The sequence below is a fragment of the Actinomadura sp. NPDC048955 genome (assembly GCF_040649435.1).
Lineage (GTDB): Bacteria > Actinomycetota > Actinomycetes > Streptosporangiales > Streptosporangiaceae > Spirillospora > Spirillospora luteofluorescens.
Genome location: NZ_JBEZJI010000036.1, coordinates 43,176 through 65,938, shown reverse-complemented (window position 1 = coordinate 65,938; position 22,763 = coordinate 43,176). Strand labels below are relative to the sequence as shown.

Here is a 22,763-nt window from a genome sequence, read left to right as displayed (position 1 = left end):
TCTCCGCTCGATGCCCGCGAGGGGCGCTCATCGGGTGGCCTCCTGCTCCTGCTGAAGCTCCTGGTAACGCTCGGGCATGACGGTGAAGCCGCCGGCCACGACGCCGGCGAGGGCAAGATAGGCACGCCGCGTCGGCGTGCGCAACGACTTCAGCTCGTTGCGCGGCGCGCGGTCCATGCTCAGGTGATCATCCCACGGGATGCGCACCAGCGCCCGGCAGCGGCCCCGCGCCACGGCCTCGGCCTGCTCGACGTCGTCCATGCTGCGGCGGCTCACCCCGTTGATGACCGTCACCGCGCGGGACCGCAGCTCCTCGTAGCCGTGGCCGTCCAGCCACTCGAACGTCATCGCGACGGCGCGGGGCGCGTCGGCGCTCGCCGGCGCGACGAGGACGATCTGGTCGGCGTAGGGCAGGACGCGCGCCACCACGGCGGCGGCCGCGTCCAGCAGCGTCACCGAGTAGAACTTGTCGAGCGTGCGGATCGCGAGCGCGTAGTCGCGGTCGTCGAGCGCCTGCAGCGGGTTCTTGCCCGCCGCGATGACGTCGAGGCCGGACTTGGCCTGCGAGGTGTAGCGGCGCATGGCGGTGAGGCTGGACACCTGGTCGGCGCGCGTGATGAGCCCGGTCAGCGTCTCGTTGGTGTCGCTGCGGGTGCGCCGCGCGAGCGCGCCCGGCCCGGGGTTGACGTCGATCGCCACGACCGGCTCGCCGTTGTGCTGCGCGAACGTGTGCCCCAGCATCAGCGCCGTGACGGTCTGCCCGGCGCCGCCGGTGCAGCCGAGCACGACGACGTGCCGCGTCCCGTGGAACGGCTGCTGGATCCGCTGCTGGTAGTCGGCGTCGACCTCGCCGTGCCCGCCGCCGACGGCGTGGATGAGCCGCCGGAGCCCGCCGGACGTCACCTCGTGCTCGGGACCGGGCGGGGTGATCGCCGGACCGGACGGCGGGGGCGCCGGAGGCGGCGGCAGCGGCCGCGGCCGGACGGGCGAGGCGGGCTGCGAACGCACCTCCCGCGGCGGCGCCTCCTCCTCCACCGGACGAGGGGCCTCCACCGGACGCGGCGGCGCCACGGGCGGGACGTCCTGCGCAGGCGGCGCCACCGGCTCGGGAGCGGTGCCCGGCCGCGGCGGCTTGGACAACCCCTTCGACCAGGGCCTGGGCGGCTCCCGCAACACCCCGGGCTGCTCCGCCGCCGCAGCGGGACGCACCGGCGGCGCCTGCGGCGGCACAGGCCGCTCCGCCGACGCGGCAGGCAGTTCGGGCCGCGACTCTTCCCGCTCCACCGCCCCGGGCGGCCGCTGCACCGTCCACCCAGGCCGCAACTCCGGCGGCACCGCCCGCACAGGAGGCTGCGCCGGGGGCGCGGGGGCCTGCTCCGGCGCGACAGGCGGCTCCGAGTGCGCGGGGGATCGCCCAGGCTCGACGGGCGGCTCCGCCTGCGCGCCAACCTGCTCCGAACGCGCGGCAGGACGCTCCGGATACGCGGGGGCCTGCTCCGGCGCGACAGGCGGCTGCGCCTGCGCGGCAGGCCGCTCCGGACGCGCGAAGGGCCGCGCCAAGGGCGCTGGGGCCTGCTCGGGCGCGGCGGGCGGCTGCGCCTGCGCGGCAGGACGCTCCGGACGTGCGGGGCGTTGCTCCGAGGACGCAGAGGGTTGCTCCGGCGCGGCGGGGGGCTGCACTTGTGCGGCTGGGCGCTCCGGCGCGGCGGGGGGCTGTGCCAAGGGGGCGGGGGTTTGCTCCGGCGCGGTGGGCGGCTGCGCCTGCGCGGCGGGGCGCTCCGGGCGCGCGGAGGGGGGTGCTGGGGGTGCGGGCTGTTGGGGGGTGGCGCCGAAGGCGCCGGGGACCAGGGGGACGTCGGGGCGGGTGGGTGAGGGGGGCTGCTGGTCCGGGGCGCGGGTGCCGGCGATCTTTCTGTCGCCGGGCTCTCCGTTGAAGGCCTGCGTCGCGCGGACGCGCTCGCCGTCGGCGGCGTGGGCCTGGTCGGGCTCGGTGGGCGGCTGCCGCGTGACGCCGTCGCCGGGTTCGGCGGGGCGAACCCAGCGGACGCTCGGCGCCGCGGGCTCGTTCTCGCGCGGGGGCGGTTCGGGGGTGCCCTCGATCTCCTCGGCGGCCCCGGGGGCGGGCTGCTGGGGGACGTCGGGCCGGGTGTCGCCGACCGGGACGGCCTGCCAGAACTCGGCCTGCTCGCCGGGGCGGCGGACGCCTGAGGCCAGGGCTCGCTTGCCGGAGCCGGGGGGCGGGGCGGGCGGGGGGACCTCGAGCCGCGGTGTCGCCGGGGGCTGCTCGACGCCGGCGGGGAAGGCCAGGACGTCGTCCTCGTGCGAGATGTCGCGGGTCGTGCGACGCCACGCCTTGGGCGGGACGAGGGGCTCGGGCGTGGCGGGCGGGGCAGCGGGCTCGGGGGCCGTGGGGAACTGCGCCGCGGGGAGGGCGGCGGGGACGGACTCGCGCTGGGCCGCGTACTCGACCAGCGACGGGGCGGTGGCGGCGACCGCGGGGCGCGGGATCAGGACCGGGGTCGCGGCGGGGGCCGCGGCGGGTTCCGGTTCGGCGGCGCGGCGGCGGGCGCGGCGGCGGGTCTTGATCGCGGCACGTTCCATGGCGGCGGCCGGGGCGGGGCTTCCGGTGCGCCGCCAGACGCGGGCCACGATGACGACCTCGTCGGGCTCCTGGATGGGGGTCAGGCGGCACCAGGTGCGGGGTTCGGCGAGGTAGCGGCTCTGGGAGAGCAGCAGCTCGGTGAGCCTCTTGCCCTCGATGACGGGGCGGGTCGCCAGCCAGGTGAGCACGCCCGGCGGGACGATGTAGAGCACGTGCCAGGGGGAGGCGAAGGGGATCCCGACGAGCCGGAGCAGCCCGATCCACGGCACGAAGACGCCGAGGAAGACGCCGATCTGGACCAGCGGCAGCGGCATCGGAAGCCGCAGGTCGTACAGCTTGTAGAGCCGCTTCTCGATGCGCCAGATGTTCGTGTACGTGGGTAGATCCACGCCCCTACTCCCCTAACTGCGCGAGCACCGTGCCGCCTGACGACCTCCGCCCGAGGTCAGGCGTTCACGCCTGGGGCCTCGGCGATCGCCTTGGCCGTGGTCTCGATGATGTCCGGTAGGTGAAAGGCCGCTCCGATTCCGGTCGCCGGGCAGATGGTGGTGGTGCTCACTTCGCGGCCTCTCATGATGCGTTCGGCTGCGTGGTGCCGCGAATGTCTTGGACGAGCCAGGTCGTCCCCTTTTTCACCATTGCAAGCTGGTAGCTCTGTTCGAGCTCACCGCCGCCGCCTCCCGCGGGCTGCCACACCACGGTCGCGGTGACGGTGCGCGAGCCATCAGGCCCCCTCGGCGCGACGACCTCCTTGACCTGGACGAAGACGACGGACTTGGCCATGCCGGCGATGGTCGCCCCGTTGGAGAAGCGGGACAGGGCCGCCTGGTTGCCGTTCGCGTACTCCTGGAAGAAGGTGCTGAGGAAGGGCTGGAGCTCGGTTTCGAGCGAAGCGTCGCGGTCCTGGACGCCGTCCTGGGGAAGCTGCGCCTTGATCGGAGGCGGGAGCAGGGCGGGACGGGCGGAGACGACCAGCGAGCCGCTCCGGTCGGCGTACACCGGGACGGCGAGGCGGAGCCAGCGGTCGGCGGTGCGGGCCAGGAGCGTCACGGTGGCGTTGCTGGCGTCGCGGGCGTCGACGCCGGCGACCTGGACGGACTGCACCTGCATCTTGCCGACGCCGTTCCAGCCGTACTGGGCGTCGGCGCCGTCGGGCAGGAAGGTCCGCAGCTGCGCCTCGCGGGCGGGCGCCGTCTTCTGGTCGAAGTTGAGGTAGACGTTGGCGAACTGGAGGGCGAAGGCGCCCGCGGCGCTGCTGGGGAACCCGGCGCTCCTCGGGGTCTTGGCCGGGGTGCCGCCGCTGGGCGTGTCGTCGGCGTTGAATCGTTCGAACGGGGCGCGGATGCCGTTGACGAGGATGACGAGGATCAGGGCCCACAGCACGGCGCGGCCGACCCAGACCCACCAGCGCCCGCCGGAGCCGCCCCAGCGGCCCCCGGTGCCCCCGCCGCGCGAACCGCCGCCGGACCGTCCGCGGCCGCGCTCGGGCAGGTCCCACGGGTCGGCGGACGACGCGAGCGCCCGGCCGGGCGCCGCGGTCTCCTCGACTACGGCGGTGTCACGGCCGCGTCCCACGGCCGACCTGCGAGCCATCCTGCCTCCGCTCGCGCCTCGCCCCCGGTCGGCGCGGTCCTGTTGCCCGGTCATGTCGGTGGCTTTTCCGAACCCACCTCGGGCCCAGGGTAACCACGGGCGTCAATTGTTCCAGCGCATCCCAGCGAAACACAGCCCCGGCACGCGGTTGCGGATAATGCAATCCACCTCAGCAGGAACGGGGAGGATTGCCAAACGGTGACGTTCTCCTACCCAGGGCTCCGAAGGGCGCGCAAGCCTAGGTAACGGACAAGCGGGACGCCTCAGAAGTGACTCGGTCACGGGATCGCGACGGTACCCGCCATTCGCCGCGCCGAAATAACCGACATGACGCCACAAAAGCGACACTGAGCACTAAAACACCCAGCTCATCCGGCACGCGGGCCGCAGGGGCATCCCGTGTCGCCAAAATCACACGGATCACGACGCCTTCCCGGCCCACGGCGGGCCGCGATGGGCCGCGACGGGCCGCGACGGGCCGCGGTCAGACGTTGAAGCGGAACTCCACGACGTCGCCGTCCTGCATGACGTAGTCCTTGCCCTCCATGCGCACCTTCCCGGCGGTGCGGGCGGCGGCCATCGAGCCCGCCGCGGTCAGGTCGCCGAAGGAGACGATCTCGGCCTTGATGAAGCCGCGCTGGAAGTCGGTGTGGATGACGCCGGCGGCCTCCGGCGCGGTGGCGCCCACGGGGATCGTCCAGGCGCGCGACTCCTTGGGCCCCGCCGTCAGGTACGTCTGGAGACCGAGGGTGGCGAACCCGATCCGGACGAGCTGCGACAGTCCGGACTCCTCCTGCCCCATCCCCTGCAGCAGTTCGAGCGCCTCGTCGTCGGGCAGCTCGATCAGCTCCGCCTCGATCTTGGCGTCCAGGAAGATCGCCTCGGCCGGGGCGACCAGGGCGCTCAGGCGCTCGCGCAGGGCCTCGTCGGTCAGCTCGCTCTCGTCCAGGTTGAAGACGTAGAGGAACGGCTTGGCGGTGAGCAGGTGCAGCTCGCGCAGCAGCTCCAGGTCGACCCCGGCCGGCCCGGCGCCCGCGAACAGCGTGACGCCGTCGTTCAGGAGCTTCTGCGCGGCGTTGACGGCGTCGACGACGGCGAGCTTGTCCTTGTCCTTCTTGGTCCGGGCCTCCTTGTCGAGGCGCGGCAGCGCCTTCTCGATCGTCTGGAGGTCGGCCAGGATCAGCTCGGTGTTGATCGTCTCGATGTCGCGGGACGGGGCGACGTCGCCGTCCACGTGCGTGACGTCCGGGTCGTCGAACGCCCGGATGACCTGGCAGATCGCGTTGGTCTCCCGGATGTTGGCGAGGAACTTGTTGCCGAGCCCCTGCCCCTCGGACGCGCCCTTGACGATGCCCGCGATGTCGACGAACTCCATCGTCGCCGGGATCACCTTCTGCGAGCCGTACAGCTCGGCCAGCACGGTCAGCCGCGGGTCGGGCACCCCGACCACGCCGACGTTGGGGTCGATGGTCGCGAACGGGTAGTTGGCGGCCAGCGCGTCGTTCTTGGTCAGCGCGTTGAAGAGCGTCGACTTGCCGACGTTGGGCAGCCCGACGATTCCGATGGAGAGGCTCACGGCCGTCAAGTTTATGGGCGTCACGGACCCCTCGGGCTGCCCGGAACCTCCGTACGGCCTCCCTCTGGTGAACACTGGGCCAAATGTCCGGTGACGCGGGGCATCCCGGCGCGTCGCGGTCGCCGAACGCGGACGCGCTGTCACGATGAGCGGATGGACCTCGCGCTGTTCGCCGGACTCCTCGTCGGCGCCGTCTTCGGCGCCGTCGCCGGGTACGCGCTCGCGACGGGCAGGCAGGGCGCGCTGATCGCGCGGGCGCGCGCGGCCGAGGAGAAGCTCGCCTACGCCGAGGAGCGGATGGCCGAGCACTTCGAGAACCTGTCGGCCAAGGCCCTGGACGCCAGCAACCAGCGGTTCCTGGAGCTGGCGGACGCGCGGCTCAAGGCGGCCGGCGTCGAGGCGGCCGGGGAGCTGCAGCGGCGCCAGCAGGCCGTCGAGCACCTGGTCGCGCCGCTCAAGGAGACGCTCGCCAAGGTGGAGGAGCAGCTCCGCGAGGTGGAGACGGGGCGCCGCGAGTCGCACGCCATGCTGGCCAAGCAGGTCGATTTCGTCCGGCAGAGCTCCGACCAGCTCCGGCGCGAGACGCAGTCGCTCGTGCGGGCGCTGCAGCGCCCGGAGGCCAGGGGGCGCTGGGGCGAGCTCCAGCTCCGCCGCGTCGTGGAGCTGGCCGGGATGACGCACCACTGTGACTTCGACGAGCAGGCCAGCGCGGTCACCGCCGACGGCGCGGTCCGTCCCGACATGGTGGTGCGGCTGGCCGGTGGCAAGAGCATCGTGGTCGACTCCAAGGTCTCGCTGGCCGCTTACCTGCAGGCGGCGGAGAGCGGCGACCCCGTGCGGCTGGACGCGCACGCGCGGCACCTGCGCGACCATGTCGACCGTCTGTCGGCCAAGTCGTACTGGCAGGCGTTCAGCCCGGCTCCGGAGTTCGTCGTGCTGTTCATCCCGGGCGAGGCGTTCCTGGCGCCCGCCCTCGACCGCGACCCCGGCCTGCTGGAGTACGCGATGAGGCGGCGCGTGCACATCGCCACGCCGACCACCCTCATCACGATGCTGCGGACGGCGTCCTACGCGTGGCAGCAGGCGGCCCTCTCCCGCAACGCCCGCGCGGTCTTCGATCTGGGCCGGGAGCTGTACGAGCGGCTGGGCACGATGGGGCAGCACGTCGACGAGCTCGGCCGCGCGCTGACCGGCGCCATCAAGTCCTACAACCGGACGGTCGGATCCCTGGAGACGCGCGTTCTGGTCAGTGCGCGCAAGCTGAACGAGCTCGGAGTGGTGGACGACGGCCTGGAAAGCCCCCATCCTGTCGAGGAGAGCCCCCGCGCTCTGTCCGCGGCCGAACTGACCGCATACGACGAACTTTTCGACGACGAGGACCATCTGCCTGATCGGGACCATTCCCGGCCTGGCCCCGCCGCGGGTGCGGCGGGTCCCGGCGGGCGCGTCCCCGAGCAGGGCGATCCGCGGAACGTCCAAGAGCGGAACGGGCCGGGGCGTGTGGGGGGTCCGCCTCCCACGGGGAAGAGGTGGCGATGAGTTCATCGACGGTACGCGACGCGCCGGGCGGCGCCTCGGCGTCCCCGGATCGTCCGGCGCGGCGCCGGCGCGGCGGTCCGTCCCGCTCGGAGTCGGCCGGCCCGGTCACGCTGACCGGCCGCGGCGGCATCGTGGTCATGTTCGCCGCCGGGGTGCTGTGCGGGCTGCTGTCGCGGTGGTTCGGCGTGCCGCTGCTCGCCGGCGCCGGGTTCGCGATCGGCTGCGCGCTCGCCGCGTTCGCGACCCGTCCCGCCGACCTGCTCACGCTCGTCGTCAGCCCGCCGCTGGTGTTCCTCGCCGCCACGCTCACGGTCGTGCTCGTCACGACGCTCGGCGAGGGCTCGCTGCTGCGCGGCGTCACGGTGGGCGTGTTCACCGCGCTCGCGGCGACCGCGCCGTGGCTGTTCTTCGGCACGCTGCTCGTGGTCGTGATCTGCCTGGCGCGCGGCGTCCTGACGAACGCCCGGGAGCTGCACGACAAGCTGGTCGGGGTCCGCCTCTTCGAGAAGGAGGAGAACGAGAACCCCGTCCGGTGGGACGAGTCCCCCGGCACGCCCAAGGAGGGCCGCCACGCCCGCAGCGACCGGCCGCCCTCCGGGGGCGCGGGTTAGACGGGCGTGATGCGCAGGTCCTTGCGGAGCTCCTTCGGCAGGGAGAACCGCATCCTCTCCTCGACGGACTCGATCTCCTCGGCCTCGCCGTAGCCGCGCTCGGCGAGCCAGGCGAGGACCTCCTGGACGAGCTCGTCCGGGACGGACGCGCCGCTCGTGACGCCCACCGTGGCGACGCCCTCAAGCCAGGCCGGGTCGATCTGCTTGGCGTAGTCGACCAGGTAGGCGGCGTCGGCGCCGTGCTCCTTGGCGACCTCGACCAGGCGGACGGAGTTGGAGGAGTTGGTCGATCCCACCACGATGACGAGCTGCGCCTGCGCCGCCATCTCCTTCACCGCGACCTGCCGGTTCTGGGTGGCGTAGCAGATGTCGTCGGAGGGCGGGTCCATCAGCTTGGGGAACCGCTCGCGGAGCTTCTCGACGGTGGCGACGGTCTCGTCGACCGACAGCGTGGTCTGCGACAGCCACGCGACCTTCTCGGGGTCGCGGACGGTCACGTTGGCGACGTCGTCCGGGCCGTCCACGAGGTGGATGTGGTCGGGGGCCTCGCCGGTGGTGCCGATGACCTCCTCGTGGCCCTCGTGGCCGATCAGCAGGATGTCGTAGTCGTCGGCGGCGAACCGGACGGCCTCCTTGTGGACCTTGGTCACCAGCGGGCACGTCGCGTCGATGGTGCGCAGGTCCAGACCACTGGCCTCCTCGTGCACGACGGGCGCCACACCGTGGGCGGAGAACACCACGATGGAGCCCTCGGGGACCTCCTCGGTCTCCTCCACGAAGATCGCGCCACGCTCCTCCAGCGTCTTCACGACGTGCACGTTGTGGACGATCTGCTTGCGGACGTAGATCGGGGCCCCGTACTTCTCCAGGGCGATCTCGACCGCTTGCACGGCCCGGTCGACGCCCGCGCAGTAACCACGCGGCTTGGCGAGCAGGACACGGCGCTGGGTGGAGGTCATGGGTCCATCGTACGAGGGGCCGGGCTGTGACCGACTCCACGGCACGCTTTGCCAGAATTCCATTCACCCCGCGTGACCAGGGTCGCACCGATGGGGCAGAGTGAGTGGGGACCGGAGACGAGGCAGGAAGAGGAACGTCCGATGAGGAAATCGCCGCGCCGCCTCAGTGAGCAGGTCCGCGAAACGGTGGGCGAGCAGGTCCGGGATCTCCCGCTGCACGCCGTCCGGCTGGCCATGTTCGGCGTCGGCCGCGCACTGCTGCTCACCGACCGGGTGACCAGGGACTACAAGGAGATCACCGAAGGCGGCGGTGTGAAGCCGGTGGCCCTGCGGCTGCGCGACGACGTCCAGCACACGGCCGGGAAGGTCGTCGGGCTGGTCTCCGAGCGCGTCCGCGGTGAGGAGCCCGAGGCCGGGCCCGCTCCCGAGCCCGCGCGCCGCACCAGGCCCGCGGCCGCCCGGAAGGCCACCGAGGAGATCTCGGTCGGCAAGCCCGGCGCCGGGGCGGCCCACAAGCCGAAGCACGCCCGCCCCGGACCGCCGCCGAAGCCCGCCAAGCCGGGCGCGCTGGGCAGGCACCACGCCAAGGCGGGGGGCGAGGCCGGTCCGGCCGCCGCGCCGGCGCCGAAGCCGGTGCCGTCCGAGCCGAAGCCGGAGCCCGCGCCGAGCCCGAAGGCCGCCGAGCCCGCCAAGCCCAAGCCGAAGGCCGCCGAGCCCGCCAAGCCGAAGCCCAAGCCGGCCGAGGCTCCGAAGGGCAAGGCCGCGGAGAAGAAGGCGGACGAGGCCGCGTTCGAGCCGAAGCCGGAGGCCAAGCCCGCCGCGCAGGCGGAGGCCGCGCACATCGCCGAGGATCTCCCGGTGCCCGACTACGACAGCGCCACGCTGCCGCAGCTGCGCGCGCGCCTTCGCGGCCTGTCCGCCGACCAGGTGAAGCTCCTGCGCGAGTACGAGCGCAAGCACGCCGGCCGTGAGGACGTCATCCGCATGTACGAGCGCCGCATCGCCAAGCTCAACGGCCTCAGCTGAGCGGTACGAGCAGGAAGGGAGCCCCCGGAGCGTCCGGGGGCTTCTTCCGTTCCGGGGGTCGTCAGGCCGCCGCCGGGGCGTCCTGGAAGGCGTGGTCGACGTCGACCCGCTCCAGCGGCGCCAGGTGCCGGCGGCGCACCGCGAGGATGCCGATCGCGACGGCGCAGCATGCGGCGCCGACGACGTAGGGCAGCTTCGCGTCGACCTCCTCCGCGAGCTTCGTCGCGATGAACGGGGCGAGGGCCCCGCCCATCCACCGGACGAAGTTGTACCCGGCGGACGCGACGGGCCGCGGGCTGTCGGAGACCTCCATGGCGGCCTCGGTGAACGCGGTGTTGTTCAGCCCGATCGGGATGCCGGACAGGACGGTGCAGGCGATGATCCCGCCGTGCCCGAGGAAGGCGAGCCCGAACTGGAACACGATCAGCAGCGCCAGCGCCAGGTACATGACCCGGACGGTCCCGATGCGCCGCTGCAGCATGGGGGCGCCGAACACCGACGCCAGCGCGACCATCACGCCCCAGCCGAAGAACACCAGGCCGATGCCGTGCGCGCTCATCCCGAGGACGAACGGGGTGAAGGCCAGGATGGTGAAGAACGCGTAGTTGTAGAACAGCGCGGTGAACGCGGTGGTGGACAGGCCGCCGTGTGCCAGGGCCCGGATGGGCGCGCTCAGCCGGGTCTTCTCGGCGGGCTTCGGCGTGGGCTTGAGCAGGGTGCCGATCAGCAGGAAGCCGACCGCCATGAGCGCGGCGGTGCCGAAGAAGGGGAACCGCCAGTTCATGTCGCCGAGCAGGGCGCCGGCTAGCGGCCCGAGCGAGATGCCGATGCCGAGCGCCGCCTCGTACAGAATGATCGCCGACTCCGCCCCGCCCGAGGCAGCGCCCACGATCACCGCAAGAGCCGTGGCGACGAACAGGGCGTTGCCGAGGCCCCAGCCCGCGCGGAAGCCGACGAGCTGCCCGACGGTCCCGGACGTCCCGGCGAGGGCGGCGAACGCCACGACGAGCGCCAGGCCGATCAGCAGCGTCCTCTTCCCGCCGATCCGGCTGGACACCCAGCCGGTGACCAGCATCGCCACCGCGGTGATCAGGAAGTAGCTGGTGAACAGCAGGGACACCTGGCTCGGCGAGGCGTCCAGGTTCTTCGCGATCGCGGGCAGGATCGGGTCGACGAGACCGATGCCCATGAAGGCGACGACCGCGGCGAAGGCGGTCGCCCACACCGACGTCGGCTGCCTGAGGATGCCGCCGCCCTTCGGGGTCGCCGAGGGCTTCGCGTGCATGAGTACCTCCGTGTGTTCAGGGTGCGCCGAAGAGCTTGTCGAGGGCGGGCAGTGCCGCGGCGACCGCCGCGCGCTCCTCGTCCGTGAGCTCCGCGAACCGCTCGGCGAGGAAGCCGATCCGGCGCTCGCGCCCGGCGGCCAGCCGGTCGCGTCCGGGCCCGGTGAGCCGGGCGGTGACGACGCGGGCGTCGGAGCCGCTCCGGCCGCGCGCGACGAGCCCGTCGCGCTCCAGCCGGTTGATCTGCGCCGTCATGGTCGGCAGCCGTACGCCGTGCTCGGCGGCCAGCTCCGTCATCCGCCGCGGCCCGTGCTCCAGGGAGCCGAGCACGGACAGCTGCTGGCTGGTGATCGGCTGGTCGGCGCTGACCTGCCGGAGCATCAGCACCACGTGGCGCAGGCGCCGGTTGAGCTGCTCGGCGAGCTCGCGTTCGGATGCGGTCACGGCGTTCTCCTCGACATTACTTAGTCAGTCTAAGTTAGCTTGACTAATCTTCAGTGGCCCGGGACGTGTCTCTTCGGTCACACCGGATTCTGCCGGTGCGGGCGACGCGGGGGCCGGTGGGGCGGGGTGCGCCGTAGGCTGCCTGCATGGCTATGGAGACCACGGCCGAATCACCGGTTCCGGTGCGCACCGTCCTGCAGGCGGTGAGCGGGTGGATCGGCAGGCTCGGCCGCATCTGGGTGGAGGGTCAGATCACCGACCTCAACGCCCGCGGCGGCACGGTCTACATGACGCTCCGCGACCCGGTGGCGAACATGTCGGTGCGGGTCGTCGGCCCGCGCGCGGTGTTCGAGGCCGCCGGGCCGGCCGTCACCGACGGCGCCCGCGTCGTCGTGCACGCCAAGCCCGACTTCTGGATCAACCGCGGGACGTTCTCGCTCAGCGTGCTGGAGATCAGGCCGGTCGGCGTCGGCGAGCTGCTGGCCCGGCTGGAGCGGCTCAAGCGCGTGCTGGCGTCCGAGGGGCTGTTCCGGCCCGAGCGCAAGCGCCCGCTGCCCTTCCTGCCCGGCCGGATCGGGCTGATCTGCGGGCGCGACTCCGACGCCGAGCACGACGTCCTGCAGAACGCGCGGCGGCGCTGGCCCGCGGTGGCGTTCCGGGTGGAGAACACCGCCGTGCAGGGCTCGTACGCGGTCGGCGAGGTGATGGAGGCGCTGCGCGCGCTGGACGCCGATCCCGAGATCGATGTGATCATCATCGCGCGCGGCGGCGGCGCGATGGAGGACCTGCTGCCGTTCTCCGACGAGGCCCTGGTCCGCGCGGTCCACGCCGCCCGCACCCCGGTCGTCAGCGCGATCGGGCACGAGCAGGACAGCCCGCTCCTGGACCTGGTCGCCGACGTCCGGGCCTCCACCCCGACCGACGCCGCGAAGAAGGCCGTGCCGGACGTGCGCGAGCAGCTCCAGCTCGTCCGGCAGCTGCGCGACCGGGGGCGGCGGTGCCTGTCCGGGGCGGTGGAGCGGGAGCTGGCGTGGCTGCGGTCGGTGCGCTCGCGGCCCGCGCTGGCCGACCCGGTGCGGGAGATCGAGCGGCAGTCCGAGCAGGTCGCGGCGCTCCGCGACCGGGGGCGGCGGTGCCTGTCGGCGGCGCTCGACCGGGCCGGGGACGAACTCGGGCACACCCGCGCCCGGCTGCTCGCCCTCTCCCCCGCCGCGACGCTGGAGCGCGGATACGCGATCGTCCAGCGGGAGGACGCGTCGGTGGTGCGGGAGTCGGCGTCGGTCAAGGACGGCGAGCGCCTGCACGTGCGGCTCGCCGACGGGCGGCTCGGCGTGAGCGTGACCGGCCGGGAATGAACCGTGCGGCGCCGCCCGGGGGACGGGCGGTCGTCCGGGGGATGAGAGGGTGGGCCGGTGGCGGACGACAAGGGGACGGCCGAGAAGCCGTCGTACGAGCAGGCGCGCGACGAGCTGGCCGAGGTCGTGAAGAGGCTGGAGGCCGGCGGCCTGACGCTGGAGGAGTCGCTCGGCCTGTGGGAGCGGGGCGAGAGGCTCGCCGCGGTCTGCGAGGAGTGGCTGGAGGGCGCCCGCGCCCGGCTGGCCGCGGCCCTCGACCGGCCGGACGACGGGGACGCCGCCGCCCCGTTCTGACGCTCAGGAGGCCGGCGTGGCCGCCGTCGCCGGTGTCGGGCCCCCGGTCTTCGCCTGCTCCTTGAGCGACCCGGCCAGGACCGCCAGCTCCGCGTAGGACGCGGTGCCGGTGACGACGAGGCTGACCCCGTTCGGAAGCGTCCGGGCGAGGGTGTTGGCCTTCTTGTCCTTGCGGTGGTACTTGGTCCAGGTGGCGCCGTTGACCTCCTGCGTCCCGACCGGCTGGCTGCTGTTGGCCATGCGCGGGACGTACTGCGACGCCTTCTCGTTGCTCTGCTCCAGCGCCGCGTACTCGTCGCTGGGCGTCACGAACCCCAGGTGCCAGGCGACCGGGTCCTTGCCGCCGGAGCCCAGGCCGTTCACGCGCGAGCTGTTGGGACGCCAGGTGGCGGGCAGCCCCTCGGGCGCGTGGACGGTGTAGGGCGCGTCGTTGCGCATCGCCCACAGCTGCGAACCGTAGTCGACCGTCGGCAGGACCTCCTTGTCGCTGCGCGGCGAGACGACGTAGACCGCCAGCACGATCAGCAGGCAGGCGCCCATCGCCATGGTGAAGCCGCCGAGGCCGGTGGTCAGCCGCTTGTACACGCCGGGGCTCACCTCGACCACGGGGCGTCCCGCGGGCGCGTCGGGCACGGCCGGGGCGGCCTCGGTGCCGGTGGCGGAGGATGGGGTCTCGTCGGTCACCCCTCCAGGATCCCCCACCCTCAGCGCTGCTCCGTACCGGGGTTGCGGATCGTGCCGACGATGACCATGATCTTGTCGGCGAGCCGGCGGGCGGCGTCCTCGTCGTCCAGCAGCGAGATCTCCGACACCGCGCCCGCCATCGCGCCCGTCAGCACCGTGACCAGGGCCTCGTCCACGCCGCCGTCGGCGGTGTGGAACAGGGCGGCGTTGCGGCGGGCCCACTTGTTCAGGCGCTGGCGCATGACCCGGTCGAACCCGGGGGGCCCGTCGCCGGAGATGAACAGCCGGGCGACGTCCCGCTCGTCCAGGCAGCCGTTGAGGTAGGCGCCCGCACCGGCGATGAACTGCCGCATCGGGTCCTTCTCGCCGGCCTCCCGGACCGCGTTGATCGCTTCGCGGGTGCGCTCCTGCTGGCGTCCCTGGAAGTCCTCGAACAGCGTCAGGTACAGGTCCGCCTTGCCGTTGAAGTGGTGGTAGAGGCTGCCCACGCTGGCGCCGGCCTTGGCGACGATGTCGGTCACCGCGGCCTGGGCGAAGCCGGACTCGCAGAAGACGTCCCTGGCGGCGGCCAGCAGGGCGCCGCGGGTGGCGGCCCCGCGATCGGAGGTCCGCGCGGGGCCGTCGGCGGGCCGCGCGCCCCCGTTCTGAGTCACCCCGCCGGACGGGACGTCGATGTCGCTGCTCATGACGCCTGAGATTACGCCCTCTCCCAGGGGGAAACGATCCCTTGTCCGTGCCGCCGTGGTTTCACGGCTCCGCACCGTGCTCGATCCGCCCGCGCCAGGACACCTGTTCGACCCCGTGCCCGGATGGCCCGCGGCCCGGCTGGTCTGGTCCAATTTGTGGCCTGCCATCCGATCCACGGAGAATCCGAGGCACCACCGACCGAAGGGGCTGCCCCGCCATGTCCGATGAGACCACCGTTTCCTCCCCCCTCGCCACCGAGCCGTCGGCGCCGGACCGCAACCTCGCGATGGAGCTGGTCCGGGTGACCGAGGCCGCCGCGATGGCCGCGGCCCGCTGGGTCGGCCGGGGGGACAAGAACGGCGCCGACGGGGCCGCCGTGAACGCGATGCGCCAGCTGATCAACACGGTGTCCATGCGGGGCGTCGTCGTGATCGGCGAGGGCGAGAAGGACAACGCGCCGATGCTGTACAACGGCGAGGAGGTCGGGGACGGCTCCGGCGCCGAGTGCGACGTCGCCGTGGACCCGGTGGACGGCACCCGGCTGACCGCGCTCGGCATGAACAACGCGATCGCGGTCCTGTCGGTGGCGCCGCGCGGGTCGATGTTCGACCCGTCGGCGGTGTTCTACATGGAGAAGCTGGTGACCGGCCCGGAGGCGGCGGGCGCCGTCGACATCGAGCGCCCGATCGCCGACAACATCCGCGCGATCGCCCGAGCCAAGGGGTCCTCGCCGCACGACGTGACGGTCTGCATCCTGGACCGGCCGCGGCACGAGGGCATCGTCAAGGAGGTCCGGGAGGCCGGGGCGCGGATCAAGTTCATCCTGGACGGCGACGTGGCCGGCGCGATCATGGCGTGCCGGCCGGGCACCGGCGTGGACCTGCTGCTCGGCATCGGCGGCACCCCGGAGGGCATCATCGCCGCGTGCGCGATCAAGGCGCTCGGCGGGGTGATCCAGGGCCGGCTGTGGCCGCAGGACGACGAGGAGCGGCGCAAGGCCACCGACGCGGGCCACGAGCTGGGCCGGGTGCTCACCACCGACGACCTGGTGACCTCCGACGACGTGTTCTTCGCCGCGACCGGCATCACCGACGGGGAACTGGTGGACGGCGTCCGCTACAGCAAGGGCACGGCGGTCACGCACTCGCTGGTCATGCGGTCGCGCAGCGGCACCATCCGGACGATCTCCAGCGAGCACCAGCTGAGCAAGCTGCGCGCCTACAGCGCGATCAACTTCGACACGGCGGTGTAGGGGGCGCGGCGCTACCGGCGGCGGCCGAGGCGGTTGCGGACGCGGCTGCGCAGCGGGAGCCGCGGAGCCCGCGCCCGCACCGAGCCGAAGATCATCGTGCCGCCCACCTCGATGGTCGGCCCCTCGGCCGCGGGGCGGGCCCGCAGGTCGCGGGTGCTGAGGATGGTGCGGCCCGTGACGTCCACGCGGACGCCCTCGGGGACCAGGAGCCGGATCCGGCCGCCGAGCACCAGCGAGTCGACCACGATGTGGCGGCGCTGCAGGACGGCCTCGCGCAGGTCCAGCTCGACCGTCCCGAACAGGGCCAGGAGCGGGAGCTTCACCGGGACGACCCAGCGCCCGTCGCGGCGGGTGCGGCCGAAGAAGACCGAGACCGGGCGGTCGTCCACGAGGATGGGCTGCGCCTCCTCGGGGCTGAGGTCGCCGGTGAGCCCCGTCAGCTCGCCCAGGGTGCGGGCGGCGTAGACGCGGGAGACGCGCTCGGAGTGCTCCTCCATGGTGAGCCGCCCGTCCGCGAGGGCCTCGCCAAGGACGGAAGCGACGCGTTCCCGGTCGGCGTCGGACGCGCGCAGGTCGCGCACGTTGGTGACCTTCTCGGTCGCCGGGCGATGGGGGACGTCCACACAGGAGAGGGTATCCCCCGGCGGGGACGGCCCCACGGGAAAACGGGTGGGGATTCGTCCCTCCTATACCTAGTGTGAGAGGTATGACCTTGCATCGTGCCCAGATCGCGGCTGCCCGCGAGGGCACCGGCACGGCGGCGATCAGCCTTCGCGGCGTCGTGAAGCGGTTCGGCGACTTCACCGCCGTGAACGGGCTCGACCTGGAGGTCCCGTCCGGGGTCTGCCTCGGGCTGCTCGGCCCGAACGGCGCCGGCAAGTCGACGACGATGAAGATGCTGACCGCGCAGGCGATCGCCGACGAGGGCACGATCCGCGTGCTCGGCTTCGACGTCCCCCGGGAGTCCAAGCGCGCGCGGGCGGCGATGGGCGTCGTCCCGCAGCAGGACAACCTCGACGAGGAGCTGACCGCGCGCGAGAACCTGGAGGTGTTCGCGCACCTGTACCGGGTGCCGCGCAGGGCGCGGCGCGCGGCGGTGGACGACGCGCTGGCGATCGCGCATCTCACCGGGCGCCAGCTGACCAGGGTGGACGACCTGTCCGGCGGCATGCGGCGCCGGCTGCTGATCGCCCGGGGGCTGGTGCACCGGCCCGCGCTCGTCCTGCTGGACGAGCCGACCGTGGGCCTCGACCCGCAGGTGCGGGCCGAGCTGTGGGGGCTGATCGACGGGCTGCGCGCCGGCGGCACGACCGTGCTGATGTCGACGCACTACATCGAGGAGGCCGAGCGCCTCGCCGACGAGTGCGCGCTGATGTCGCACGGCAGGGTCATCGCGCGGGGCACGCCGTCGGCGCTGGTCGCCGAGTACGCGGGCGAGCGGGTCGTCGAGCACTACGGGCCGCCGGACCGGCTGACGGAGGTGGAGCGGGTCGCGCGGGCGGCCGGGCTGCCGACCCGCCGCACCGGGCCGTCGGTGTCGGTGCTGAAGGCCGAGACCATCGCGCCCTCGGTGGAGGACGAGCTCGGCCCGGACGGCGTCCGCCGCGCCTCCAACCTCGAGGACGTGTTCGTGGTACTGACCGGGGAGCGCGTGGAATGACCGCCCAGGCGGAAGGGGCGCGGGCGGAGCGGGCGCCGCGGCTGCGGCGGTTCGAGACCGCCCCGGTCCGCGGGATCTGGCGGCACGAGCTGGCCCTCTACAAGCGGTACTGGAAGTCGCAGTCGTTCGCCTCGATGGTGGAGCCTACGTTCTTCCTGCTGGCCTTCGGCTACGGGTTCGGCTCGATGGTCGCGGTGATCGGCGACTACCGGTACCTGGACTTCGTGGCGACCGGCGTCGTCGGGACGGCGGCGCTGTTCACCTCGGTGTTCCCGGGGATGTTCAACGGCTACATCAGGCGCGTGTTCCAGCACACCTACGACGCGATGCTCGCCGCGCCCGTGGACGTGCACGAGCTGGTGACGGCCGAGGCGCTGTGGATCGCGGCCAAGTCGGCGGTGTACTCGTGCACCCCGCTCGTCGTGGCGCTGTTCTTCGGCCTCGACCCGTCCCCCGGGATGCTGCTGGTGCCGTTCGTGACGTTCTTCACCGCGCTCGGCTTCGGGCTGTTCGGCATGTGGACGTCCTCGGTGGTGCCGTCGATCAACTCGTTCGACTACGTGATCACCGGCGTGGTGACGCCGCTGTTCCTGATCGCCGGGACGTTCTTCCCCATCGACGCGCTGCCCGGCTGGGCGCAGAAGGTGTCGCACCTCAACCCGCTGTACCACTGCGTGCAGCTGGTCCGGGACGCGGTGTTCGGCCTGCGCCCGCTCGCCGATCTCGGGCACCTCGGCGCGCTGGTGCTCTTCGCCGCGCTGATGTGGATCATCGCGGTCCGGGGGATGCGCAAGCGCCTCATCGACTGACGCTCCCTCGCCCATTGACCTGGGGCGTACGCTGTCCCTACGCTGACGCGAATCTTCTTCACATTGCGTCCGCCTAGGGTGCGCAGCCAGAGAGGTCGGGCGCATGAGCGAGGGCACCACCGCACGGGACCGCCGGGCCCGGTTCGCCGCGTACACGGCGTTCGCCGTCCAGGGGCTCTGCTTCGCCTCGCTGGTGACGCAGGTACCGAAGATGCAGGAGGCGCACCACCTCAGCGACGCGACGCTGTCGCTGGTCCTGCTCATGGTGCCGCTGGTCGCGGGCGTCGGGAGCGTCGCCTCCGGCGCGCTGTTCCAGCGGCTCGGCAGCGGCCCGGTGCTGCGCGTCTCCCAGCCCGCCGTGGCGGTCACGATCGCCCTGATCGGCCTCACCGGCGACAACGACCTCGCCCTCTACCTGGCCGTCGCCGCCTTCGGCCTGTTCGTCGGCGCGGTGGACGCGTCGATGAACGCCCAGGCGATCGCCGTCGAGCGCCGCTACGGGATCAGCCTGATCACCGGGTTCTACGCGGTGTGGAGCATCGCGGGGATCCTCGGCGGCCTGTGGGCGTCCCTCACCAACAAGCTGGACCTGTCGCTGTTCACCGGCTTCGCCCTCGCCGCCGCCGTCGGCGTCGCCGCCTCGCTCGCCACCGGCGGCCGCCTCTACCGCCGCGTGGAGGAGGGGGACGGGCCGACCGCCGCCGAACTCAAGGCGGCCGGGCGCAGCGTCCCGTGGCGTCCGATCCTGATCGTGGGCGCCGCGATGGCCGTCGCCTACCTGGCCGACTCGGCGATCTCCAGCTACGGAGCCAAGTACCTGGACGACGAGCTGTCGGCGAGCGACTGGGTCGCCCCGCTCGGCTACGTCGCCTACCAGATCACCATGGTCGTCAGCCGCGCCGTCGCCGACCTCGCCGTCCGCCGCTCGGGCCCCGTCACGGTGGTGCGGATCGGCGGGCTGGTCGGCATCCTCGGCATGGCGGGCGTGGTCGCCGCACCCAGCGCGCCCTTCGCCATCGCCGCGTTCGCGCTCGCCGGACTCGGCCTGAGCGTGATCGCCCCGGTGTCCTTCTCCGCCGCCGGACGCGTCGACCCGACCGGCCTCGGCGTCGCCGTCTCCCGGGTCAACATCTTCAACTACGTCGGGTTCGTCCTCGGCGCCGCCGTGGTCGGGGCCATCGCCCCGCTCAGCACCGACCACGGCCTGCGCATCGCCTTCATCGTCCCGTCGGTCCTGATTCTGGTCGTCTTCGCCACCGCGAAGGGATTCGCGGTGTCCTCCCAGGGGGGCGACCCCCTGGAACCCCCGTCGCGAGCCGGGCGATCCTCACGCCACAGTGCCGGTTCCCGCGCCCGCGCGGATTCCTGACGTGTCCCTGCGGTCACCCGGCTCAACGGGCCGGGCGACCTCCAGGCGCCTAGAGCGCCTTCCAGCCACCCGACCCGCACCATGCCCACCCAGGGGGCGACCCCCTGGAACCCCCGTCGCGAGCCAGGCGATCCTCACGCCACAGTGCCGGTTCCCGCGCCCGCGCGGATTCCTGACGTGTCGCTCCGGTCACCCGGCTCGACGAGCCGGGCGACCTCCAGGCGCCTAGAGCGCCTTCCAGCCACCCGACCCGCACCATGCCCACCCAGGGGGTGCCCCGTCAGACGTCTTCGGCCAGGGCCGTGATGGCGCGTTCGCCTTCGGTCTGGGCCTCCTCGGGCGACATGTCCTTCAGGGCTTGGCTGAGCGCCACTTCGGCGGCGTCGGCCGCGGCCCGGAGCGTCACGGCGTGCTCCTGCGCCCGTTCGAGGTCGCCCAGACCGACACAGTCGAAGGCCACCTGCGCGTCATGGCCGGCCATCTTCAACTGCCGCGCGGCCTCTTCCAGACTCATGCATTCCTCCTACACCGGGGATGCTGTTCTTACCCTCCATCACCATGGGCAACCGCGTGACCCAGCAGTTGCGCGGCTTTGACCAGGCGGGGCTCCGAGAGGCCCGCGTAGCCCAGGACGAGCGCGGGGGGCGCCTCCTCGGCACGGCGCGGCGACCACATGGCGCGGGCGCCCGCGACCGACACCCCGGCTCGCGCGGCCCGCTCCACGACCTCGTCCTCGTCGCATCCGCCCGGCAGCTCCACGTAGAGGTGGATGCCCGCTGAGACGCCGTGAACCCTGGCGCCGGGCAGGTTCTCGGCGAGCGCGCCGGCGAGGGCGTCCCGCCGGGCCCGGTACCGCCTCCGCATGGTGCGCAGGTGCCGGTCGTAGCCCCCGCCGCGCAGGAACTCGGTCAGCGCGTACTGCTCCAGGACGGGCGCGCCGAGGTCGGTGTTGGTGCGGTGCTCCCGCAGGCCCTCGGCGAGGAACGACGGCGCGAGGGCCCAGCCGAGGCGCAGGGCCGGGGCGAGCGACTTGCTGACCGAGCCGAGGAGGACGACGCGGTCGGGGTCGACGCCCTGGAGGCAGCCGACGGGGTCGCGGTCGTAGCGGAACTCGGCGTCGTAGTCGTCCTCCAGGATCACCCCGTCCACGTCGCGCGCCCAGGCGATCAGCGCGGCGCGCCGCGCGGGGGACAGCACGACGCCGGTCGGGTACTGGTGCGCGGGCGTGACGAGCACGGCGCGGGCCTGGGTGCGGGCGAGCGCCGCGACGTCCACGCCCTCCTCGTCCACGGGGACGCGGACGAGGCGGACCCCGGCGGCGGCCAGCATCGGCAGCTGCCGGACGCTGGTGGGGTCCTCGACGGCGAGCGCGGTGTGACCGTCGGCGCGCAGCTGGCCCAGCAGGCCCGACAGGCCCTGCGCCACCCCGTTCATGATCACGATCCGGCCCGGGTCGGCGTGTGCGGCGCGCACCCGGCCGAGGTAGGACGCGAGCTCGGCGCGCAGGTCCGGGACGCCGGCCGGGTCGGGGTAGCCGAGCGCGTCGTGCGGCAGGGTGCGCAGCGCCGCGCGGGCGGCGGAGATCCAGCGCTCGCGGGGGAACGCCGAGAGGTCGGGCTGCCCCGGGGTCAGGTCGTACAGGAGCACCGGTTCCGCCGGGTGCTCGGCCGGCCGGGGCCGCGGGCGGGACGGCGGCGGCCCGCTCCCCTCGTCGGGACGGGCCAGCGGCGCGATGCGGGTGCCGTCGCCGCGCCGCGCGATCAGGAAGCCCTCGGCGGTGAGCTGCTCGTAGGCGGTGACGACGACACCGCGGGAGACGTCCAGGTCACGGGCCAGGTCGCGGCTCGACGGCAGCCGGGTCCCGGCGGTCAGCCGGCCGGAGCGCACCGCCGCGCGGAAGCCCGCGGCGATCTGCGCGGCCAGCCGCCCGGCGGACCGGTCGAGGGAAAGATGAAGGTCGGTCACATGACTCTCAGCGTCAAGGGGCGGTGTGGACGTCACGGAGAGGGTATTGGTCCAGATTCAGATGGATTGATTGGCTCTGTCCGGTGGACCAAGCGCGCCCTAGCGTTCGGTCCATGAACACCTCCCAGAAGCGCGGCATAGCGGGCGCCGGGGCCGCGATGTCCCTCGTCGGCACGCTGACCGCCGTCTCGGCGACCATCTCCGGCTATCCCGTCTTCGGCGGTCAGGCCGCCCGGTACGCCGCGGCCGCGCTGGTCCTGCTGGTCGTGGCCCGCCTGGCCGGAGGGCCCGCGCGCCGGCCCTCCGCACGGGACTGGCTGCTGCTGACGGCGCTGGCGGCGACCGGGCTGGTCGCGTTCAACGTCTGCATCGTGCTGGCCACCCGGGACACGAGCCCCGCCACCATCGGCACGGTGATCGCGACCGTCCCGATCGTGCTGGCGGTGGTCGGGCCGCTGCTGGACGGGCGCCGCCCCGCCCCGGCGATCATCGCGGCGGCCTGCGTGGTCGCGGCGGGGGCGGCACTCGCGAACGGGCTCGGCAGCGGGAGCGGCCGCGGGCTGCTGCTCTCGCTCGGCGCCCTCGCCGGGGAGGTGGGCTTCTCGCTGCTGGCCGTGCCGCTGCTGCCGCGCCTCGGGCCGCTGCGGGTCTCGGCCTACTCCGCCGCGCTGGCCGTCCCGATGCTCCTGGCGGCCGGCCTCGTCACGGACGGCGCGGCGCTGCTGCGCGTCCCGACGCCCGGCGAGCTGGCCGGCTTCGCCTACCTGTCGATCGTCGTCACCACGATCGCGTTCCTGCTCTGGTACGACGCCATCGGGCGGCTCGGGGCCGATCGCGCCGGGCTGTGCGCGGGCCTGATCCCGGTCAGCGCGGTGGTCACGACCGTCGCGCTCGGCATCGACCGGCCGGAGCCGGCCGATCTGGCGGGCGCCGCCCTGGTCGCCGCGGGCGTCGTGGTGGGCCTGCGCGCCCGGGTCGCCCCCCGTGGGCCCGCGCCCGCCGAGCCCGTAACCTGTGAGACGGCCCCCATCGGAATCGCGCGAGGATCTGCCTGA

At 73.4% G+C, this 22,763-nt stretch carries 21 protein-coding genes; 10 read left to right on the top strand and 11 right to left on the bottom strand.

What is annotated here, in order from left to right:
• Positions 1–27 precede the first annotated feature (27 nt).
• From AB0C84_RS29125 to ychF, 3 genes are all read right to left on the bottom strand, one after another.
• Complete coding sequence (locus AB0C84_RS29125) at positions 28–2,991, bottom strand: TcpE family conjugal transfer membrane protein (RefSeq protein ID WP_361072639.1); 2,964 nt, start codon at positions 2,989–2,991, stop codon at positions 28–30.
• A 181-nt stretch (positions 2,992–3,172) separates the two neighbouring features.
• Positions 3,173–4,195: a conjugal transfer protein gene (locus tag AB0C84_RS29120; protein ID WP_361072637.1), complete on the bottom strand. Its 1,023-nt coding sequence runs from the start codon at positions 4,193–4,195 to the stop codon at positions 3,173–3,175.
• A 484-nt stretch (positions 4,196–4,679) separates the two neighbouring features.
• The gene (gene ychF, locus AB0C84_RS29115) at positions 4,680–5,771 is read right to left on the bottom strand and encodes a redox-regulated ATPase YchF (RefSeq protein ID WP_258941160.1); all 1,092 of its coding nucleotides are present in this window, start codon (positions 5,769–5,771) and stop codon (positions 4,680–4,682) included.
• 153 nt (positions 5,772–5,924) lie between these two features.
• On the opposite strand from ychF, the gene rmuC reads away from it, so the two are divergent.
• Positions 5,925–7,310: a DNA recombination protein RmuC gene (gene rmuC, locus AB0C84_RS29110; RefSeq protein WP_361072632.1), complete on the top strand. Its 1,386-nt coding sequence runs from the start codon at positions 5,925–5,927 to the stop codon at positions 7,308–7,310.
• Positions 7,307–7,921, top strand: coding sequence for a DUF6542 domain-containing protein (locus AB0C84_RS29105; protein WP_179843939.1), 615 nt, complete (start codon positions 7,307–7,309; stop codon positions 7,919–7,921). Before rmuC ends, AB0C84_RS29105 begins: the two co-directional genes overlap by 4 nt.
• Here AB0C84_RS29105 and AB0C84_RS29100 read toward each other — a convergent pair.
• On the bottom strand, positions 7,918–8,880 hold the full coding sequence (locus AB0C84_RS29100) for a 4-hydroxy-3-methylbut-2-enyl diphosphate reductase (protein ID WP_361072629.1): 963 nt from the start codon (positions 8,878–8,880) through the stop codon (positions 7,918–7,920). The two genes, AB0C84_RS29105 and AB0C84_RS29100, sit on opposite strands and share 4 nt — an antisense overlap.
• A gap of 141 nt (positions 8,881–9,021) precedes the next feature.
• On the opposite strand from AB0C84_RS29100, the gene AB0C84_RS29095 reads away from it, so the two are divergent.
• Positions 9,022–9,906 (top strand): hypothetical protein, encoded by an 885-nt coding sequence (locus tag AB0C84_RS29095; protein ID WP_361072626.1) that lies wholly within the window; start codon positions 9,022–9,024, stop codon positions 9,904–9,906.
• 61 nt (positions 9,907–9,967) lie between these two features.
• Here AB0C84_RS29095 and AB0C84_RS29090 read toward each other — a convergent pair whose 3' ends face one another.
• Together AB0C84_RS29090 and AB0C84_RS29085 are read right to left on the bottom strand one after the other, a co-directional pair.
• Positions 9,968–11,191 carry an MFS transporter gene (locus AB0C84_RS29090; RefSeq protein WP_179843942.1) on the bottom strand — a complete coding sequence of 408 codons (1,224 nt, stop codon included), beginning with the start codon at positions 11,189–11,191 and terminating at the stop codon, positions 9,968–9,970.
• Between the two features lie 16 nt (positions 11,192–11,207).
• Positions 11,208–11,633: a MarR family transcriptional regulator gene (locus AB0C84_RS29085; protein ID WP_308206494.1), complete on the bottom strand. Its 426-nt coding sequence runs from the start codon at positions 11,631–11,633 to the stop codon at positions 11,208–11,210.
• A gap of 146 nt (positions 11,634–11,779) precedes the next feature.
• Between AB0C84_RS29085 and xseA the strand changes: the two genes are divergently transcribed.
• Together xseA and AB0C84_RS29075 are read left to right on the top strand one after the other, a co-directional pair.
• A complete protein-coding gene (gene xseA, locus AB0C84_RS29080) occupies positions 11,780–12,988 on the top strand; it encodes an exodeoxyribonuclease VII large subunit (protein ID WP_338740204.1) in 1,209 nt (402 codons plus the stop codon).
• Positions 12,989–13,045: 57 nt separating this feature from the next.
• Positions 13,046–13,282, top strand: coding sequence for an exodeoxyribonuclease VII small subunit (locus tag AB0C84_RS29075; protein WP_179843944.1), 237 nt, complete (start codon positions 13,046–13,048; stop codon positions 13,280–13,282).
• Positions 13,283–13,285: 3 nt separating this feature from the next.
• On the opposite strand, the gene AB0C84_RS29070 is transcribed toward AB0C84_RS29075, so the two are convergent.
• The gene (locus AB0C84_RS29070) at positions 13,286–13,966 is read right to left on the bottom strand and encodes a DUF4245 domain-containing protein (RefSeq protein WP_361072621.1); all 681 of its coding nucleotides are present in this window, start codon (positions 13,964–13,966) and stop codon (positions 13,286–13,288) included.
• A gap of 20 nt (positions 13,967–13,986) precedes the next feature.
• The gene (locus tag AB0C84_RS29065) at positions 13,987–14,652 is read right to left on the bottom strand and encodes a TetR/AcrR family transcriptional regulator (protein ID WP_179843946.1); all 666 of its coding nucleotides are present in this window, start codon (positions 14,650–14,652) and stop codon (positions 13,987–13,989) included.
• 218 nt (positions 14,653–14,870) lie between these two features.
• On the opposite strand from AB0C84_RS29065, the gene glpX reads away from it, so the two are divergent.
• Positions 14,871–15,905 carry a class II fructose-bisphosphatase gene (glpX, locus tag AB0C84_RS29060; protein WP_338740200.1) on the top strand — a complete coding sequence of 345 codons (1,035 nt, stop codon included), beginning with the start codon at positions 14,871–14,873 and terminating at the stop codon, positions 15,903–15,905.
• 11 nt (positions 15,906–15,916) lie between these two features.
• Here glpX and AB0C84_RS29055 read toward each other — a convergent pair whose 3' ends face one another.
• Complete coding sequence (locus AB0C84_RS29055) at positions 15,917–16,528, bottom strand: DUF1707 domain-containing protein (RefSeq protein WP_361072618.1); 612 nt, start codon at positions 16,526–16,528, stop codon at positions 15,917–15,919.
• Between the two features lie 83 nt (positions 16,529–16,611).
• On the opposite strand from AB0C84_RS29055, the gene AB0C84_RS29050 reads away from it, so the two are divergent.
• The 3 genes from AB0C84_RS29050 to AB0C84_RS29040 all read left to right on the top strand — a co-directional run bounded on the left by AB0C84_RS29050 (position 16,612) and on the right by AB0C84_RS29040 (position 19,743).
• Complete coding sequence (locus tag AB0C84_RS29050) at positions 16,612–17,565, top strand: ABC transporter ATP-binding protein (protein WP_338740196.1); 954 nt, start codon at positions 16,612–16,614, stop codon at positions 17,563–17,565.
• Positions 17,562–18,374, top strand: a complete 813-nt coding sequence (locus tag AB0C84_RS29045; RefSeq protein WP_361072615.1) for an ABC transporter permease — start codon at positions 17,562–17,564, stop codon at positions 18,372–18,374. Before AB0C84_RS29050 ends, AB0C84_RS29045 begins: the two co-directional genes overlap by 4 nt.
• Positions 18,375–18,477: 103 nt before the next feature.
• Positions 18,478–19,743: an MFS transporter gene (locus AB0C84_RS29040; protein WP_361072612.1), complete on the top strand. Its 1,266-nt coding sequence runs from the start codon at positions 18,478–18,480 to the stop codon at positions 19,741–19,743.
• 280 nt (positions 19,744–20,023) lie between these two features.
• Here AB0C84_RS29040 and AB0C84_RS29035 read toward each other — a convergent pair whose 3' ends face one another.
• Positions 20,024–20,257: a hypothetical protein gene (locus AB0C84_RS29035; protein WP_361072609.1), complete on the bottom strand. Its 234-nt coding sequence runs from the start codon at positions 20,255–20,257 to the stop codon at positions 20,024–20,026.
• 29 nt (positions 20,258–20,286) lie between these two features.
• Positions 20,287–21,708, bottom strand: a complete 1,422-nt coding sequence (locus AB0C84_RS29030; protein ID WP_361072606.1) for a PLP-dependent aminotransferase family protein — start codon at positions 21,706–21,708, stop codon at positions 20,287–20,289.
• A 113-nt stretch (positions 21,709–21,821) separates the two neighbouring features.
• Here AB0C84_RS29030 and AB0C84_RS29025 point away from each other — a divergent pair, with 113 nt between their 5' ends.
• The gene (locus AB0C84_RS29025; protein ID WP_361072603.1) at positions 21,822–22,763 is read left to right on the top strand and encodes a DMT family transporter; all 942 of its coding nucleotides are present in this window, start codon (positions 21,822–21,824) and stop codon (positions 22,761–22,763) included.